Source organism: Pseudomonas onubensis (genome assembly GCF_965653655.1).
Classification (GTDB): domain Bacteria; phylum Pseudomonadota; class Gammaproteobacteria; order Pseudomonadales; family Pseudomonadaceae; genus Aquipseudomonas.
The window spans coordinates 32471-50801 of sequence record NZ_CBFHAZ010000006.1 but is presented as its reverse complement, the minus strand read 5'-3'; the positions used below and the strand labels follow the sequence as shown (position 1 = coordinate 50801).

Annotated in this window: 2 protein-coding genes; both read right to left on the bottom strand. The window is 62.4% G+C overall.

Annotated features, from left to right (window positions below; translation table 11 throughout):
* Positions 1 to 129 precede the first annotated feature (129 nt).
* The gene (locus ACTD9P_RS03680; protein WP_438866743.1) at positions 130 to 10536 is read right to left on the bottom strand and encodes a non-ribosomal peptide synthetase; all 10407 of its coding nucleotides are present in this window, start codon (positions 10534 to 10536) and stop codon (positions 130 to 132) included.
* A gap of 10 nt (positions 10537 to 10546) precedes the next feature.
* Positions 10547 to 18328, bottom strand: a complete 7782-nt coding sequence (locus ACTD9P_RS03675) for a non-ribosomal peptide synthetase (protein ID WP_438866742.1) — start codon at positions 18326 to 18328, stop codon at positions 10547 to 10549.
* Positions 18329 to 18331: the final 3 nt, after the last annotated feature.

The following is an 18331-nucleotide window of genomic DNA, read 5'->3' as shown; positions in this document are numbered from 1 at the left end:
CCAAGCCCCTGGTCATCGCTGATGACCAGGGGCTTTTTGTTGCCTGCTAAAACGTGGCTCATGCTGAATAACACAGATAAAAAAACGCCCCTGGCCATAGGTCCAGGGGCGTTTCTTTTACACCGAGGGTTACTTCATCGCATCCGCAAAGCTCTGTACGAACGCGGCGTTGTCGATGATTCGATCATGGGTGGAGTCGATCAGCACCGACTGCTCAATACACGCACGGCCCGTAACCTGCGCCATGCTCGCCTCGATCAACTGACGATGCTGCCCTGCACGGCTCGCAGCGGCCCACCAGCAACTGATCGGTGCCTGGATCGGCTTGAAGTCAGCGTCCTTGAGAGACTGGCCGAGGGCACGGTCGAGTTCCCAGGAGATCTGCGCTTCGGCGCCCTCAAGCAAGCTGGCCTTGACCTCCAGATAGGCGTCACCGAGTGCACCTTCTGCCCACGTGCTGAACGCCTGCCATTGCTGTACCTCGTCGTCGGCAACCGCCTGGCTTTGCAACCATGCGTCCTGGATCAGCTGGCTCGACTGCGCAAACATCACCTGCAACAACTCAACGCGCCGTTGATTGACCGGCACCTCACTGTCATCGGTCATCACCGCCGTGTCCCAATAGTCCTTGAGCCAGTACGGCGGCGACGCGTCGATCCAACCGACAACTTCCACCACACGCCCCGCCTGCTCCAATGCATACGCGACTTCCATGGCCAGGTTACCCCCCAGGGACCAACCGGCCAGGCGATAAGGGCCTTCGGGCACGGCATCGAGCAGTTGCACGGTGTAGTCGTTGACCATTGATTGCCAGCTGGGTACTTCACTGCCCTCCTCGACCAACGCCCGACTGATCACCCCCAGCACCGGCCGCTGGTCACGCAGCGCCAGGCCGATAGCCTTGTAGCAATGCACCGAACCGTAGCTGGGGTGAAACAGGAACAGCGGCGTGCCTTGGGTCTGGCTGTTGAGTTTGACGATCAACGACTGGTGGGTCTCGCCCCCCAGGCAAGCGACCTGCCCCGCAATGCTCGGGTTAAGCATCAATTGGCTGACCGACAGCGCTGTGCCGGTCGCCTTGCGGATGCGTTCCTTGAGCCTCAACACCAACAGCGAATGGCCACCCAGCTCAAAGAAATTGTCATTCAAGCCGACGCGTTCAACCTCAAGCACTTCGCTCCAAATTGTTGCGAGGCGCTGCTCCAATTCGGTCTGCGGCGCCTGATATACCCGCTCCTGCAAATGCGCATCAGCCTTGGGCAGCGCCTTGCGGTCCAGCTTGCCATTCGGGCTCAGGGGCATGTGCGCCAGCAGTACCCATTGCGCCGGCACCATATAGTCCGGCAGGTGTGCCAAGAGGTGTTCGCCCAGTGACTCACGCCAGGTTTCGCTCGGTGCCTGCAACACCAGGTAACCTACCAGGTGCTTGCCATCGACCACCTGGACCGAGGCTTCCTGTACCTGTGGATGTTCGAGAACGCGCGCTTCAATCTCGCCCAATTCAATGCGCAAGCCACGCAATTTAACCTGATGATCCAGACGCCCAAGGTATTCGATAACCCCGTCGGCACGCTGACGCACGCGGTCGCCGGTACGATACAGGCGCTCTCCCGGCGCGAACGGCGAAGCGACAAACCGTTCGGCGGTGAGCCCCGGGCGTCGATGATAGCCGCGTGCCAAGCCGATACCCCCCAGGTACAACTCACCGGCCACACCCACGGCGGTCGCTTGCAACTGGGCGTCCAGCACATAGGTGCACAGGTTGGCAATCGGCTGGCCAATGGGTACCGTGTCACGCCCTTCGTCAACGCAAGTCCAGTGGGTCACGTCGATGGCGGCTTCGGTCGGGCCATACAGGTTGTACAACGCGGCTTGCGGCAGCTTGCGCAAGACCTGCTGCTGGGCATCCACCGGCAGCGCTTCGCCGCTGCACACAATCCGTTGCAATGCGTGGCAGGAGCCAACGGCCGGGTCTTGCAGGAACGCCTGCAGCATCGACGGCACAAAGTGCAGCGTGGTGACCTGTTCGGTGTTGATCAGCGCTACCAGCCTGGCCGGGTCGCGGTGATCCCCCGGCGCAGCCACCACCAGGCGCGCGCCGGTCATCAGCGGCCAGAAGAACTCCCACACCGACACGTCAAAGCTGAACGGGGTCTTTTGCAAAACCGTGTCACGGGCATTCAACCGGTAGGCTTCCTGCATCCAGCACAGGCGGTTGGTCAGCGCACAATGGCGGTTGCCCGCGCCTTTGGGCTGGCCGGTGGAACCGGAGGTGTAAATCACATAGGCGAGGTTTTCGCCGCTCAGCACGCTAATGGGATTGGCTTCGCTGTAACTGTCGAAATCGGACTCGCCCAACACCAGCGTGTCCACTCCGTGTGGAATCGGCAATCGACTCAGCAGATGGGCCTGCGTCAGCAACATACTCACGCCGCTGTCTTCCAGCATGTAAGCCAGTCGCTCGCGTGGGTATTCCGGGTCGAGCGGCACATAAGCGCCACCGGCCTTGAGTACCGCCAACAGGCCGACGACCATTTCTATCGAACGCTCCGCGGCCAGCCCCACCAACACGTCGGGGCCGACACCGGCGTCCATCAGGCGATGGGCCAGGCGGTTGGCCCGCCGATTAAGCTGGGCGTAGGTCAAGCGTTGCCCGGCAAACACCAGCGCCTCGGCATCCGGCGTGAGTTCCACCTGCGCTTCGATCAACTCATGCACGGGCTGCTGCGTGTAGTCGCGAGCAGTGGTATTCCAGTCTTGCAGCGCGCTACGTTGCTCGGTGTCGCCCAACAGCGGCAACTGGCTGACGCGCTGCTGCGGGTCGTCGAGCATGCCTTGCAACAGATTTTGCCAGTGCGCCAGCATGCGCGTGAGCATGGCCGGCTCGAACAGGTCAGTCGCATAGGTCAAGGTGGCCCAGATACCCTGCGCAGTGGCCTGGGTGTCCAGGCTCAGGTCGAACTGCGCGGTCTGACTGCCCCAATCCAGGCCCTCCACACGCAAGTCGGGCAACTGACGGCCACGGGTAGCCAACCTCGCATCGCTCTGATGGTTGAACAACACCTGGAACAACGGGTTATGGCTAAGGCTGCGCTCCGGTTGCAGGGCTTCGACCAGTTGTTCGAAGGGCAGGTCCTGATGGCTCTGCGCATCCAGGCTGCGGCGTTTAGCCTGTTGCAGCAGTTGGGTGACGGTGATCTGCTCGTCAAGGTCGGCCTTGAGCACCTGGGTGTTGACGAAGAAGCCGACCAACCGCTCGACTTCAACACGGTTGCGGTTGGCGATCGGCACCCCGACACGGATGTCGTGCTGGCCACTGTAGCGGTACAACAAGCCCTGAAATGACGCCAGCAACAGCATGAACAGCGTCACGCCCTCACGCTGCGCCAATGCGTTGAGCCCTTCGGCCAGTTGCGTCGGCAACTCAAGCTCCAGGCTGGCACCGCGATAGCTTTGCACCGCCGGGCGCGCATGGGCTGTGGGTAGCTCCAACACCGGTTGCTCACCGCCCAGCAGCTCGCTCCAGTAAGCCAACTGACGCTCGCGCTCACCCGCCGCCATCCACTCGCGTTGCCAGTGTGCGTAATCGGCATACTGCAAGGCCAGCGCCGGCAGCTGCGCGACCTCGCCCTGGCTGTGGGCGCTATACAACTGCACCAGTTCGTCGACCATCACCTGCATCGACCAGCCATCGGAAACGATATGGTGCTGCACCAGCACCAGTACGTGCTCATCTTCGGCCAGGCGCAACAAGGTGACGCGCAGCAGCGGCCCCTGCTGCAGGTTGAAGGGCCGGGCAATTTCGCCTTCTACCTGCTGCTGCAGCGTCTTCTCAGTCGCATCGCTTCGCATGATTGCCAACGGTTCGGCGGGCAAAACCACCTGCACTGCGCGCTCATCCTGCTGATCGATGCGGGTGCGCAAGCTTTCATGTCGAGCCACCAAACGGTCAAAACTGCACTGCAAGGCATGCTGATCAAGGCGGCCGCTCAGGCGCAGAATGCTCGGGATGTGGTAAGCGGCGCTTTGCGGATCCAACTGCCAAAGAAACCACTGGCGCTCCTGGGCAAAGGACAGCACCAACGGCTGATCGCGCCCTATCGCCACCATCGGCGGCGCCAGATCTTTTTCAGCGGCTTGCAGTGCCAGCACAAAACCTTGCAGCTGCGGCTGCTCAAACAAGGTGCGCAGTGGCACCTCGCGTTCAAGCAACTGGCGCACTCGGGAAATCACCTGCATGGCCAGCAACGAATGCCCGCCCAACTCGAAGAAGTGATCCGTCAGGCCAATGCGCGCAGCGCCCAGCACCTGGGCCCAAATCGCCGCGACCTGCTGTTGCAATGGCGTAACCGGCTCAACCCACACACCTTGCGACTGCGCCGCATCCGGCTCGGGCAGGCCCTTGCGGTCGAGTTTGCCGTTGGGGGTCAATGGCATTTGGTCCAGGAACATGAAGTGCGTGGGCACCATGTAATCCGGTAGCCGGGTTTTCAGGGCCCGGCGCAGGCTGTCGCGGAACGCGGTGTGGTCGAGCTGCACGGTGGCAGGCACTACATACGCGACCAACTGCTTGCCGCTCGGACTTTCCTGGGCCACGACGACCGTTTCACCAACCGCATCCTGCTCACGCAAGCGCGCTTCGATTTCGCCCAGCTCAATACGGAAACCACGGATTTTCACCTGATGGTCGACGCGCCCGAGGTAATCCACCACGCCGTCCGCACGCCCACGGGTCAGGTCGCCACTGCGGTACACGCGGCTGCCAGGCTTGCCGAATGGGTCCGGCACAAAACGCTCGGCGGTAAGCGCCGGGCGCTCCAGATAACCACGGGCCACGCCTTCGCCGCCGAGGTACAGCTCACCGGCCACGCCGATCGGTTGCAGGTTGAGTTGTGAGTCCAGCACGTAGCCGCTGCGGTTGCCCAACAATGTGCCAATCGGCGCATAGACCGCGCCGCAGGGATCGCCGCGACGGGCTTTCCACAGCAGCGGCGTGACCACGGTTTCGGTCGGACCGTAGCCGTTGAACAGGTAAGTTGGTTTGAGTGCGCGCCAGGCCAGGTCGTAACTGGCCTGCGCCACCGCATCGCCGCCGAAGCAGTACACGCGCACATTGGGCGGGTTGCCATCGCGCTCGGCATGCTCGGCCAACTGTTGCAGGTATACCGGCGGGAACACAGCCATGGTCACGTTGTGGCGGTGCATTTGTTCGTAGGTGTATTCCGGCAGCCACAGGCTGTCGTCGCGGATCAGCACGCTGGCACCGTTGATCAGCGGGTGCATCCAGCCTTCGTGGGAACCATCGAAGGCGAAGGACATGAAATGCAGTTCGCAATCGGCCGGGCCGGTTTCATAACGCTCCCCGGTGGCGATGATGTGCGCCACCAACGGCCCGTGGGAAACCGCCACGCCTTTGGGCATGCCGGTGGAGCCGGAGGTGTAGATCACGTAGGCGAGGTTGTCGCCGTCCAGATTCACCTGCGGCGCGGTATCGCTGTAGCCGGTCCAGTCTTCGGTGCGGTCGATGGCCAGGGTTTCGAGGCCCTCGGCTACCGGCAATTGCTGCAGCGCAGTGGTGTGGCTCAGCAGCAATTTCGCGCGGCTGTCTTGCATCATGTACAGCAGGCGATCACGCGGGTATTCGATGTCCAGCGGCACATACACCCCACCGGCTTTCATCACCGCAAGGAACGCCACCATGATTTCCGCGCTGCGCGGCATGGCAATCGCCACCCGCACTTCCGGGCCGACGCCACGCGCGATCAGTGCATGGGCCAGGCGGTTGGCCTGGCGATCCAGCTCGCCATAAGTCAGGGTTTGCGCATCGAATTTGACCGCCACCGCATTTGGATTTTCCCGGGCGCGATCGGCGAACAACTCATGCACCAGGCGCTCGGCCGAGAAGCCGGAATCAGTGCAGTTCCACAGTAGCAGGATGTGCTGCTGCTCGTCGCTATCCAACAGGTTCAACTGGCCGATGTTCTGCTGCTGATCGGCAACCATCGCCTGCAACAGATTCTGCCAGTGGCGCGCCATGCGCTCGATAGTGGCGGCTTCAAACAGATCGGTAGCATAGCCCAGCGAGGCCCACAGCCCTTGTGTACTTTCGTGCGCGTCCAAGTCGAGGTCGAAGTGCGCGGTGCGGCGCTCCCACTCCAGGCCTTCGATGTGCAAATCCGTCAGTGCTTGCGCGCCCAGGTGACTCTCGCTCTGATAATTGAACATGACCTGAAACAGCGGGTTCAGGCTCAGGCTACGCTCGGGTTGCAGGGCCTCGACCAATTGCTCGAACGGCAGGTCCTGATGGGCCTGGGCCTCCAGTGCACGCTGCTTGACCTGGACCAACAACTCGGCAACCGTCATGTGCCCGTCGATATCGGCCTTGAGCACCTGAGTGTTGACGAAAAAGCCGATCAGCCGTTCGGTTTCCACACGATTGCGGTTGGCGATCGGCACGCCGACACGAATATCTTGCTGGCCGCTGTAGCGGTGCAGCAAGGTCTGGAACGAGGCCAGCAGTAACATGAACATCGTCACGCCCTGCGCTTGCGCCAGGGCTTTAAGACCTTGCGCCAGGCTGGCAGGCAACGGCACATCCAGGCGCGCGCCGCGATGGCTTTGCTGCGCCGGGCGTTGATGGTCGAACGGCAACTCCAGCACCGGCTGCTCGCCACCGAGCAAATCGCGCCAATAATCCAGTTGCCGGGCCTTTTCACCCGCCTCCATCCATGTACGCTGCCATACGGCAAAGTCGGCGTACTGGATCGGCATCACCGGCAACTGTACCGCCTGGCCCTGGCTGAATGCCGCGTAGAGTTGCACCAGCTCGTCGATCATGACTTGCATCGACCAACCGTCAGAGACGATGTGATGCTGCACCAGCACCAACACATGATCGTCCTGCGCCACACGCATTAAGGTCACGCGCAGCAACGGCCCGCTTTGCAGGTTGAACGGCTGGGCGATTTCGGCTTCTACCTGCGCTTGCAGATCAGCTTCTTGTACATCAACGCACTGGATAGGCAGCACCGCCTGCGCACGGATAACTTGCCGCGCACCGTCCACGTGCTGTTCGACGCAGGTGCGCAGGCTTTCATGACGAGCGACCAGCACATCGAAACTGCGCTGCAACGCCGCCGTATCCAGCCGTCCCTTGAGGCGCAAGGCACTGGGGATATGGTAGGCGGCGCTGTCCGAGGCCAACTGCCAAAGGAACCACTGACGCTCCTGGGCGTAGGACAGTGGCAACGGCTGGTCACGGCCGACCGGCACCAGTGCCGGCGCCTGCTCACCGAGCCCCCCTTCCAAGGCGTGCAAAGCGCCAGCGAACCCTTCCAGGCGCGGCTGCTCGAACACCAGCTTGAGCGGTACTTCGCGCCCCAGCGTATGACGCAAGCGTGAAACCACCTGCATGGCCAGCAGTGAATGCCCGCCCATCTCAAAGAAATGGTCGGTCAACCCTACGCGCTCAACGCCCAGGATATTCGCCCATACGGCCGCGACCTGCTGCTCCAGCTCAGTCACCGGTGCCACCCATGCCTGCTGCGATTGGCTGGCGTCGGGTTTGGGCAGCGCGTGACGATCCAGCTTGCCGTTGGGGTTCAGCGGCATGCGGTCGAGGAAGATGAGGTGGGCCGGCACCATATAATCCGGCAGTTGTTCGCGCAGCGTCAGCTTGAGGGATGCGGCGTCTTGCTGCTCGGCAACCAAATAGGCGACCAATTGATTGTCGACGGCCAGCACCAGCGTTTCGCGTACGCAGGGCTGGGCCAACAACAGCGCCTCGATTTCACCCAGCTCAATACGAAAACCGCGGATCTTGACCTGATGATCGACCCGCCCGACATACTCGATGACACCATCGGCGCGATAGCGTGCCAGGTCGCCGGTGCGATACAGGCGCTCGCCGGTTGCGCCGAACGGGTCCGGCACAAAGCGCTCGGCCGTGAGCAGCGCGCGGTTCAAATAGGCACGCGCCAAACCACAGCGGCTGCCGATGTACAACTCGCCCACCGCTCCCAACGGCGCCAGGTTCAGGTCGCGGTCCAGCACGTAAAGGGCGCGGCCCGGCAAGGAACGGCCAATCGGGCTGGCGGTGGCACCGACGATTTCCGCAGCGGCTGTGCAATCCAGCACACTCGACACCACGGTCGCTTCCGTAGGGCCATAAGTATTGAGCAAGCGCACATGGCCAAGACCGGCTTTCACCCACTGCGCCGGGCCGTCCAGTGGCATGGCTTCGCCACCGATGTGGACCTGGCGAAGCGCGCCATACGGTCGAGGCCCCGCCGCCAGGCAATCGAGCAGGAACAGGTTCCAATAAGCGGTGGGCAAGTCGGCCAGCGTGATGCCTCGGGCGATGATTTCGTCGTATAGCCGAGCGCTGTCCCACAGCTGCGGCCCTCGCAATACCACCGTCGCGCCGTGGGTCAGCGCCGGGTAGAGCTGTTCGACGAAACCGTCGAAATTCAAGGTAGCGAATTGCAGTACGCGGTCATCCTGGGTCAGGCGCGAGTAATCGGCGGCCATCCGCGAAAACTCGGTCAGCGCCGCATGATCGATCGCCACACCTTTGGGCTTGCCAGTGGAACCGGAGGTGTAAATCACGTAGGCCAGGTTGTGCTTGTCGACCTTGACCTGCGGGTTGCTCTCGCCGTAGTGGGCCAGCCCCGAATCCGCCACGTCCAGCGTCGGCATGCCTTCTGGCAGTGGCATCGGCACATGGGCTTGCGTCAGCACCACACGCACACCGCTGTCCTCCAGCATATGCAGCAGGCGTTCACGCGGGTATTGCGGGTCCAGCGGCACATACGCGCCACCGGCCTTGAGCACGGCCAACAAGCCAACCACCATCTCGAACGAGCGCTCGACCGCCACCCCCACCCGCACTTCCGGGCCGACACCGCGCGCGATCAGCGCATGCGCCAGGCGATTGGCCTGGCGGTTCAACTCGGCATAGCTGATGGTGTGTTCGTCCAGGCACAGGGCAACCGCCTTCGGGCGGCGTTGCACCTGGGCCTCGAACAATCCGTGAACACCTGCCGCCGCTTCGAACACAGGGCCACCCTGGTTCCAGGCATACAGCAAGTCACGCTGTTCTGCATCAATCAGCATGGCCAACTGCGCCACACGGGTGTCCGCACGCCCGACAATCGCGCGCAGCAAGCGCTGCCAATGCTCGGCCATGCGCTGCACTGTGGGCGCGTCAAACAGGTCAGTGGCGTAGGTCAGCGAAGCCCAGATACCTTGCGGGGATTCCTGAGTATCCAGGCTAAGGTCAAACTGTGCACTCTGGCTGCCCCACTCCAGCGCCTCAAGTGCCAGGCCCGGCAAGTGCAGCTCGCCACGGGATTTATGCGCGTCAGTCTGGTGGTTGAACATCACTTGGAACAACGGGTTATGGCTCAGGCTGCGCTCCGGTTGCAGCGCCTCGACCAGCTGCTCGAACGGCAGATCCTGATGGCTCTGGGCTTCGAGTGCGCGCTGCTTGACCTGGGCCAGCAATTGACTGAAGGGCATCTGCCCGTCGATATCAGCCTTGAACACCTGGGTATTGACGAAAAAGCCGATAAGGCGCTCGGTTTCTGCACGATTACGGTTGGCGATCGGCACACCGACGCGGATATCCGACTGCCCGCTGTAGCGATACAACAGCGTTTGGAAGGACGCCAGCAACAGCATGAACAACGTCACACCTTCGCGTTGAGCCAGCGCCTTGAGACTGCTGACCAACACTGCGTCCAGGTCCATGTCCAGACGCGCGCCTCGATAGCTTTGCACCGGCGGGCGCGGATGATCCAGGGGCAACTCCAACACCGGCTGCTCACCGCCCAACTGCTCAACCCAATAACCCAGCTGGCGTTCTTTTTCACCAGCCTCCATCCAGCTGCGCTGCCACAACGCATAGTCGGGGTATTGAACCGGCAACTCAGGCAAACGCACATCCTGGCCCTGGCTGTAGCCCACGTACAACTGCACCAGCTCATCGACCATGACCTGCATCGACCAACCGTCGGAGACAATGTGGTGCAACACCAGCACCAGTACATGCTCATCCGGTGCCAGCTGCAGTAATTTCACCCGCAACAGCGGGCCCTGTTGCAGATCAAAGGGTTTGGCGACTTCGGCTTGCACTTGAGCTTCGAGTTGCGCGCGATCACCTACGCCCTCAGCGATCTCAAGGTGCATGTCCGGCTTCACCACCTGCAACACCTGATCGACGTCTTGATGCAGGCAGGTGCGCAAACTCTCGTGACGGGCAATCAAGGCGTCAAAACTGCGCTGCAAGGCCGACCGATCAAGTCGGCCTTTCAACCGCAACGCACGTGGCAAATGGTAGGCAGGGCTCTGCGGCTCCAACTGCCACAAAAACCACTGCCGCTCCTGGGCATAAGAGAGTCGCAGCGGCTCGCCTTCCTGACGCTTGAAAACCGGGGCAATCTCAAACAGGTTGATGCCTTGCTGCTTGAGCATTACCGCCAACGCTTTCTTTTGTTGCGCAGAAAGTGAACCTACCGACTCGATTAATGCTTGCACGCCACGCCCCTCAGGAAATCAATTTATCCAAATCTTCTGCTGATAGACGTTTGAGGGCCTCCAAGGATTTAGCCAATGCGTCCTGCACCGGCGAATTATTTGTTTGCCGGGTGGCTACATAGGCACTGAAATCCGCCAGGGTCGGGGTGGTGAAGATCGATTTGACGTCGAATTCGGCGTGCAACTGCTCGCGCAGGCGCACCACCACTTGGGTGGCCAATAAGGAATGCCCGCCCAACTCGAAGAAGTTGTCGTTCAGGCCCACCCTTTGCACGTCGAGTACTTCGGCCCAGATCGCGGCGATCTGTTGTTCCAGGTCGCTGCCCGGCGCCACGTATTCGCGCGCCTGCAGGTTGGCGTCCACCTTGGGCAGCGCCTTGCGGTCGAGCTTGCCGTTGGGGCTCAGGGGCATCTGTTCCAGCAGCATCCATTGCGCGGGAACCATGTAGTCCGGCAGGTGTTGCGCCAAGTGCGCGCTCAATACGTCGCGCCAGTCGTCGGCGGCGTGTTGCAGCACCAGGTAGCCCACCAGGTATTTGCCGTCGACGGCCAGCACCGCCGCTTCACGCACCCATTCGTGTTCGAGCAGGCGCGCTTCGATTTCACCCAACTCGATACGCAGGCCACGCAACTTGACTTGATGGTCGATACGCCCGGCGTACTCGATCACGCCGTCGTCGCGATAGCGCGCCAGGTCGCCAGTGCGGTACAGGCGCTCACCGTTGACAAAGGGGTTGGCAATGAAGCGCTCGGCAGTCAGTGCCGGGCGGCGATGGTAACCTCGGGCCAGGCCGACGCCGCCCAGGTACAGTTCGCCCAATACGCCCACCGGCGCCGGCTCAAAGTTGCCGTCGAGGATGTAGCAGCCCAGGTTGGCAATCGGGCGACCAATCGGCACCGCATCGCGACCTTCGTCAACGCAGGTCCAGTGGGTCACATCGATGGCGGCTTCGGTCGGGCCGTAAAGGTTGTACAGCTCGGCTTGCGGCAATTTGGCGAAGACTTGCTGTTGCGCATCCACCGGCAGCGCCTCGCCGCTGCACACGATGCGGTGCAAGGTGTGGCATGTCGCAACGGTCGGGTCTTGCATAAAGGCCTGCAACATCGAGGGTACAAAGTGCAGCGTGGTGACCTGTTCGGCATTGATCAGGCTGACCAGCCTGGCCGGATCGCGGTGATCGCCGGGCGCAGCAACCACCAGGCGTGCGCCGGTCATCAGTGGCCAGAAGAACTCCCACACCGACACGTCAAAGCTGAAAGGCGTCTTTTGCAGCACAGTGTCACTGACATCCAGGCCGTAGGCTTCCTGCATCCATCGCAGGCGGTTGGTCAGGGCCGAATGACGGTTGCCGGCGCCTTTGGGCTGGCCGGTGGAACCGGAGGTGTAGATCACGTAGGCGAGGTTTTCGCCGTCCACAGCAATACCCGGATTCTCTGCGCTATAGCTGTCGAACCCCGTCTCGCCAAGTACCAGCGTTTCCAGGCCATGTGGAATCGGCAACTGCTCACGCAGATGCGCTTGAGTCAGCAGTAACTTCACGCCGCTGTCTTCAAGCATGTAGGCCAGGCGTTCACGCGGGTATTCCGGGTCCAGCGGCACGTATGCGCCACCGGCCTTGAGCACCGCCAGCAGGCCGACCACCATCTCGATGGAACGCTCCACCGCCAGCCCCACCAGCGAATCCGGGCCAACGCCCGCTTCGATCAGACGATGGGCCAGGCGATTGGCGCGACGGTTCAGCTCGGCGTAATTCAAGCGTTGCTCGGCGAACACCAGTGCCGGCGAATCCGGCGTGAGCGAAACCTGCGCCTCGATCAGTTGATGCACGGTGTGCTGCAACGGGTAATCGCGGGATGTCGCGTTCCAGTCCTCAATCACCTGCTGGCGCTCAGTAGCGTCGAGCATCGCCAGTTCACCCAGGCGTTGCTGCCCACCCTTAAGCATCGCTTGCAGCAGGTTGACCAGATGCCGACCGTAGCCTTGCACCCTGTCTTCATGGAAATGCGCGCGGGCAAAGCTGAACTGCACCGACAGCGTTTCGCCCAGATCCACCAGCACCGTGAGCGGGAAGTTGGTTTGTTCATGGGCGTGGGGCTCGCCAAACCGAATACCGCTGCCGCCGCTTTGCTCCAGGGCTTTGGACACTGGGTAGTTTTCGAACACCAGGATATTGTCGAACAAGGCTTCACCGCCCTGCCCGGCCCAGCGCTGAATGTCATACAGCCCGGTGTGCTCATGCTCACGCAACGCCAGGTTTTGCGCCTGCACGGCTTGCAACCAGTCGGCCACTGACACCTGCCCCTCGACCGCGCAGATCACCGGCAAGGTGTTGATGAACAGACCGATCTGCTGCTCAACGCCCGCAAGCTCCGCCGGGCGCCCGGCCACGGTAGCACCGAAAGCCACTACCGCCTGGCCACTGTGACGCTGCAACAGGATCAGCCACGCCGCCTGAATCAAGGTGTTGAGCGTGACCTTGTGGCTTCGGGCGAACGACTCAAGTTGAGTCGTGAGTGTGCGATCAAGCGCCAGTTGATGCTCGCCATGCCCTTGCGCCGCCGTCGGTTGGCTGCTGCCCAGCCGTGTTGGGGTTTGCAATGCGCTCAATTGTTCGCGCCAGAAGGCTTCGGTCGAAGCGGCATCACGCTGTTGCAGCCAGCCGATGTAATCGCGATAGCGCCCGGCCGCCTCCGGCACCGCCACGCCGGCATAGCGTTGCAGCACTTCGCCGAACAGCCGCGAATTGCTCCAGCCGTCCATCAGGATGTGATGGTTGGTGTAGATCAGTTCTTGGCACTGCTCATCGGTGCGCACCAGTACCAGGCGTACCAGCGGTGCCTTGGCCAGGTCAAAACCCTGGCGGCGCTGGGCCTGTTGCAGCTTGCGCAGCTCCAGTTCGCGCTCCGGCATGGCGCGCCAATCCAGAACCTGTATCGGCAACCGCGCCTCGCGGTACACCACCTGGCACGGCCACTCCAGCTGGCCTTCCCAGAAGAACCCGCTGCGCAGTACATCATGGGCCTGCACCGTGGCATCCCAGGCGTGCTGGAAGCGCGCCACGTCCAGGCCCTCGGCCGTCACGCGGATCTGGTTGATGTAGTCGCCCGCCGTCTGCTCATAGAGCGTGTGAAACAGCATGCCCTGCTGCATGGGCGACAAGGTGTAGATGTCTTCAATGGCATCGAAGGCCAGCGGCAACGACTCCAGCTGCGATTGGTTCAAGCGCGATAACGGGAAATCGGAAGCGGTCACACCGCCATTGCCAGGCGTGCAGCAATGTTCTATCAGCGCGTTGAGTTCGCGGGTGTAAGCCGCGCTCAGCGTTTCGATCACCGCGGGGTCGAACATCAGCGGGCTGAACGTCCAGCCCAGTTGCAGTTCGCCGCCATAGACTTGGCCGTTGAGCGTCAGCCAGTTACCCAGCGGCGCATCCGGGCTTTGTTCGGCACCGGCGCTTTCTGCGGCGGGCGCGAACAGGGTGTCCGGTTGGTCGAAACTGCCGTCAACCTGGCCCAGGTAGTTGAAGGTGATGCGCGGCGCTGGCAAAGCACTGAACGCCTCACGTGTGGCGTCATCGCCCAGGTAGCGCAAAGCGCCAAAACCCAAGCCTTTATGCGGCACGCTGCGCAGTTGCTCCTTGATCTGTTTGATCGAAACCGCCAGGGACACGTCGGGGGTCAGGCGCACCGGAAACAGGCTGGTGAACCAGCCCAGGGTGCGCGTCAGGTCGATGTCGTCAAACAGGTCCTCACGGCCATGGCCTTCCAGCTGGATCAGGCTCGAGGCGTGGCCCGTCCACTGGCAGATCACCCGCGCCAGCGCCGTGAGCAGCAGGTCGTTGATCTGGGTACGGTAGGCCGTGGGCGCCTGTTGCAGCAATTGCCGGGTGCGCTCGGCATCCAGTTGGCTGACCACTGTCTGGGCCAAACGACCGGGACGCGCGCCTTGCGGGTCGCGGCACGGCAAGTCGGTGGCCGCACCTTGAAGCTGTTGCAGCCAAAAGGCTTGCTCGGACGCCATCGCAGCGCTACGGGCGTGGGCCTGCAAGCGCTCGGCCCAGGCTTTGAATGAAGAGGTCTTGGCCGGCAATTTTTGTTCGCGATACAGCGTTTGCAGGTCTTCAAGGAACACCCGCCAGGACACGCCGTCCACCACCAAGTGGTGCATCACCAGCAACAGGCGCTGGGTACCGTCTGCCAGCTCGGCCAGTACCGCGCGCAGCAATGGCCCCTGTTGCAGGTCGAGGCTGCGCTGGGCTTTTTCGCAGAGCGCGGTCAACTCGCTGGCATCCGCCACCATGGCTTGCCAGAGTACCGGCGTTCCGGCTGCAGCATGCTCGGCCCTCCAACCCTCAGGGTGCTGGCTGAAGCGCAAACGCAGCACATCGTGGTGGGCAATCAGGCTCTGCAACGCGGCTTCCAGACGCTCGCCCTGAAGCGCTTGGCGCGGCGTCAGCAAGAAGGACTGGTTCCAGTGATGCGGATCCGGCAGCTGCATGTCGAAGAACAACTGCTGGAACGGCAGCAACGGCGTCTCACCCTGCACCGAACCTTGGTCGATCACCCGCGCGGTCTGCAACTGCGCCACCCGCGCGAGGCTGCGCACGGTTTGATGCTGGAACAACGCCTTGGCGGTGAAGTGAATGCCGGCGGCACGCGCGCGGCTGACCACCTGGATCGAGATAATCGAGTCACCGCCGCGCTCGAAGAAGTTGTCGTTCAAGCCCACGTGCTCGATGCCCAGCACATCGGCCCAGATCGCAGCGATCTGCTGCTCCAGCGCGCTTTGCGGGGCTTCGTACTGCTGCGTCGCCTCGGGCGCTGGCAGCGCCTTGCGGTCAAGCTTGCCGTTGGGGCTCAGGGGCATCTGCTCCAGCAGCATCCATTGTGCGGGCACCATGTAATCCGGCAGTGTTTCAGCCAGATGAGCACTTAGCACATCGCGCCAGTCATCAGCGGCGTTTTGCAGCACCAGGTAGCCCACCAGGTATTTGCTGTCCAGCGCCAACACGGCCGCTTCGCGGACGTAATCGTGTTCCAGCAATCGCGCTTCGATTTCGCCCAATTCGATACGCAGGCCACGCAACTTGACCTGATGATCGGCACGCCCGGCATATTCAATCACGCCGTCTGCGCGATACCGCGCCCGGTCGCCGCTGCGGTACAGACGCTCACCGCTGACAAAGGGATGGGCGATAAAACGCTCGGCGGTCAATGCCGGACGTCGGTGATAACCACGGGCCAGGCCGACACCGCCCAGGTAAAGCTCGCCCAGCACGCCAATCGGTACCGCTTCGAAATGGCTGTCGAGGATGTAGCAGCCCAGATTGGCAATCGGGCGACCAATCGGCACGGCGTCACGCCCTTCATCGACACAGGTCCAGTGGGTCACGTCGATGGCGGCTTCGGTTGGACCGTAGAGGTTATAGAGCCCGGCTTGCGGCAGTTTGGCCATGACTTGCTGTTGCGCATCCACCGGCAGCGCCTCGCCGCTGCACACGATGCGCTGCACGCTGTGGCAGGTCGAAACCGCCGGGTCTTGCAGGAACGCCTGCAACATCGAGGGTACAAAGTGCAGCGTGGTGATCTGTTCGGCAGTGATCAGGCTGACCAACCGGGCCGGATCACGGTGATCGCCCGGTGCTGCAACGACCAGGCGCGCGCCAGTTATCAGTGGCCAGAAGAACTCCCACACCGACACGTCGAAGCTGAACGGGGTCTTTTGCAGCACGCTGTCGCTGGCGCCCAGGCCATAGGCCTCCTGCATCCATTGCAGGCGATTGAGCAGCGCCGAATGGCGGTTGCCGGCGCCTTTGGGTTGGCCGGTGGAGCCGGAGGTGTAGATCACGTAGGCGAGGTTTTCACCGTCCAGCGTGATATCCGGGTTTGCGTCGCTGTAGCTGTCGAAGCCGGACTCACCCAGCACCAGGGTTTCCAATCCTTGTGGGATCGGCAACTGTTCGAGCAAATGCGCCTGAGTCAGCAGCAGCTTCACGCCGCTGTCTTCAAGCATGTAGGCCAGGCGCTCACGCGGGTATTCCGGGTCCAGCGGCACATACGCGCCACCGGCCTTGAGCACCGCCAATAGCCCCACCACCATCTCGATGGAGCGCTCCACCGCCAGCCCCACCAGCGCATCCGGGCCAACGCCGGCCTCGATCAAACGATGGGCGAGGCGATTGGCGCGGCGGTTCAGTTCGGCGTAACTCAGCGCCACGTCACCAAAGCGCAATGCCGCTGCATCCGGGTGATTGAGCACCTGCGCTTCAATCAACTGATGCACCCACTGGTCTTGCGGGTAGGCGCGCTCGGTGGCATTCCACTGGTAGAGGAGTTGTTGGCGCTCCGTGGCGTTCAGCATCGCCAGGTCCTGCAAGGCCATTGCGGGGTTGGCCACGGCGGCGCGCAACAGGTTCAGCCAATGGCCCAGCATGCGCGAGGCCGTCGCCGCGCTGAACAAGTCGGTGGCATAGGTCAGGGAGGCCCAGAGGCCGTCGCCGGTTTCCTGGGTATCAAGGCTCAGGTCAAACTGGGCGCTCTGGGTTTCGAGTTCGAGGCTGGCCACACGCAGGCCCGGCAGTTGCTGCTCTGCGGCTTGGGTTTTGGCCTGGTGGTTGAACATCACCTGAAACAGCGGGTTATGGCTAAGGCTTCGTTCGGGTTGCAGTGCTTCGACCAGTTGTTCGAAGGGCAAATCCTGATGGGCCTGGGCTTCCAGCGCGCGGCGCTTGGTGTGTTGCAGCAGTTGGGCGAAGGTCATCTGGCCGTCGAGATCGGCCTTGAGCACCTGCGTGTTGACGAAAAAGCCGATCAGCGATTCGGTCTCGACACGGTTGCGGTTGGCGATCGGCACGCCGACGCGAATGTCCGACTGCCCGCTGTAGCGATACAGAAATGCCTGGAACGCCGCCAATAGCAGCATGAACAGCGTCACCCCTTCGCGCTGCGCCAGGGCCTTGAGACCGGCGACCAGGGCGGGTTCCAGGGCGATGTCCTGGCGTGCGCCGAGGAAACTCTGCTGCGCCGGGCGCGGGTGATCGAGCGGCAGTTCCAGCACCGGCTGAGTGCCGCTGAGCAGCTCACGCCAGTAATCCAGTTGGCGGGCCTTCTCCCCTGCTTCCATCCAGCGGCGTTGCCACACCGCGTAGTCGGCGTACTGGATCGGCAGCGGTGCCAACGTGCAGTCCTGGCCCTGGCTGTAGGCGGCATACAGCTGCATCAGCTCTTGCACCATCACGCCCATCGACCATCCGTCAGAGACGATATGGTGCTGCACCAGCACCAGCACATGCTCTTCTTCGCTTAGGCCGAACAAGCTGACCCGCAATAGCGGACCTTGCTGCAAATCGAAAGGTCGGGCGATTTCAGCTTCGACGCTTGCTTTTAGCCCGGCCTCGTCGGCTGGGTGTTCAGCGATCTCGATCACAGCCTGGGCCAATACTTGCTGGGCACGCTGCTCGCCCTCCAGGTGCAAACGGGTGCGCAGGCTCTCATGGCGTGCCACCAGCGTGTCGAAGCTGCGCTGCAGCGCGGCCTTGTCCAGGCGCCCGCTCAGGCGCAAGGCGCCGGGGACGTGATAGGCCGCGCTGTCGGGGTCCAGTTGCCAGAGGAACCATTGGCGCTCCTGGGCATACGACAGCGGCGCGTGCTCGCCCTCCTCGCGAATCGAAGCGATCGGCAGTTGTGCGAAACTCATGCCGCGGCTTTGCAGGCGTTGGTAAAACTGTTGGCGCTGTTCCAGAGGCAGGCGAAGAAAGCGCGAAACCAGATCGATATTAGGGTTGGAAAGCATGGT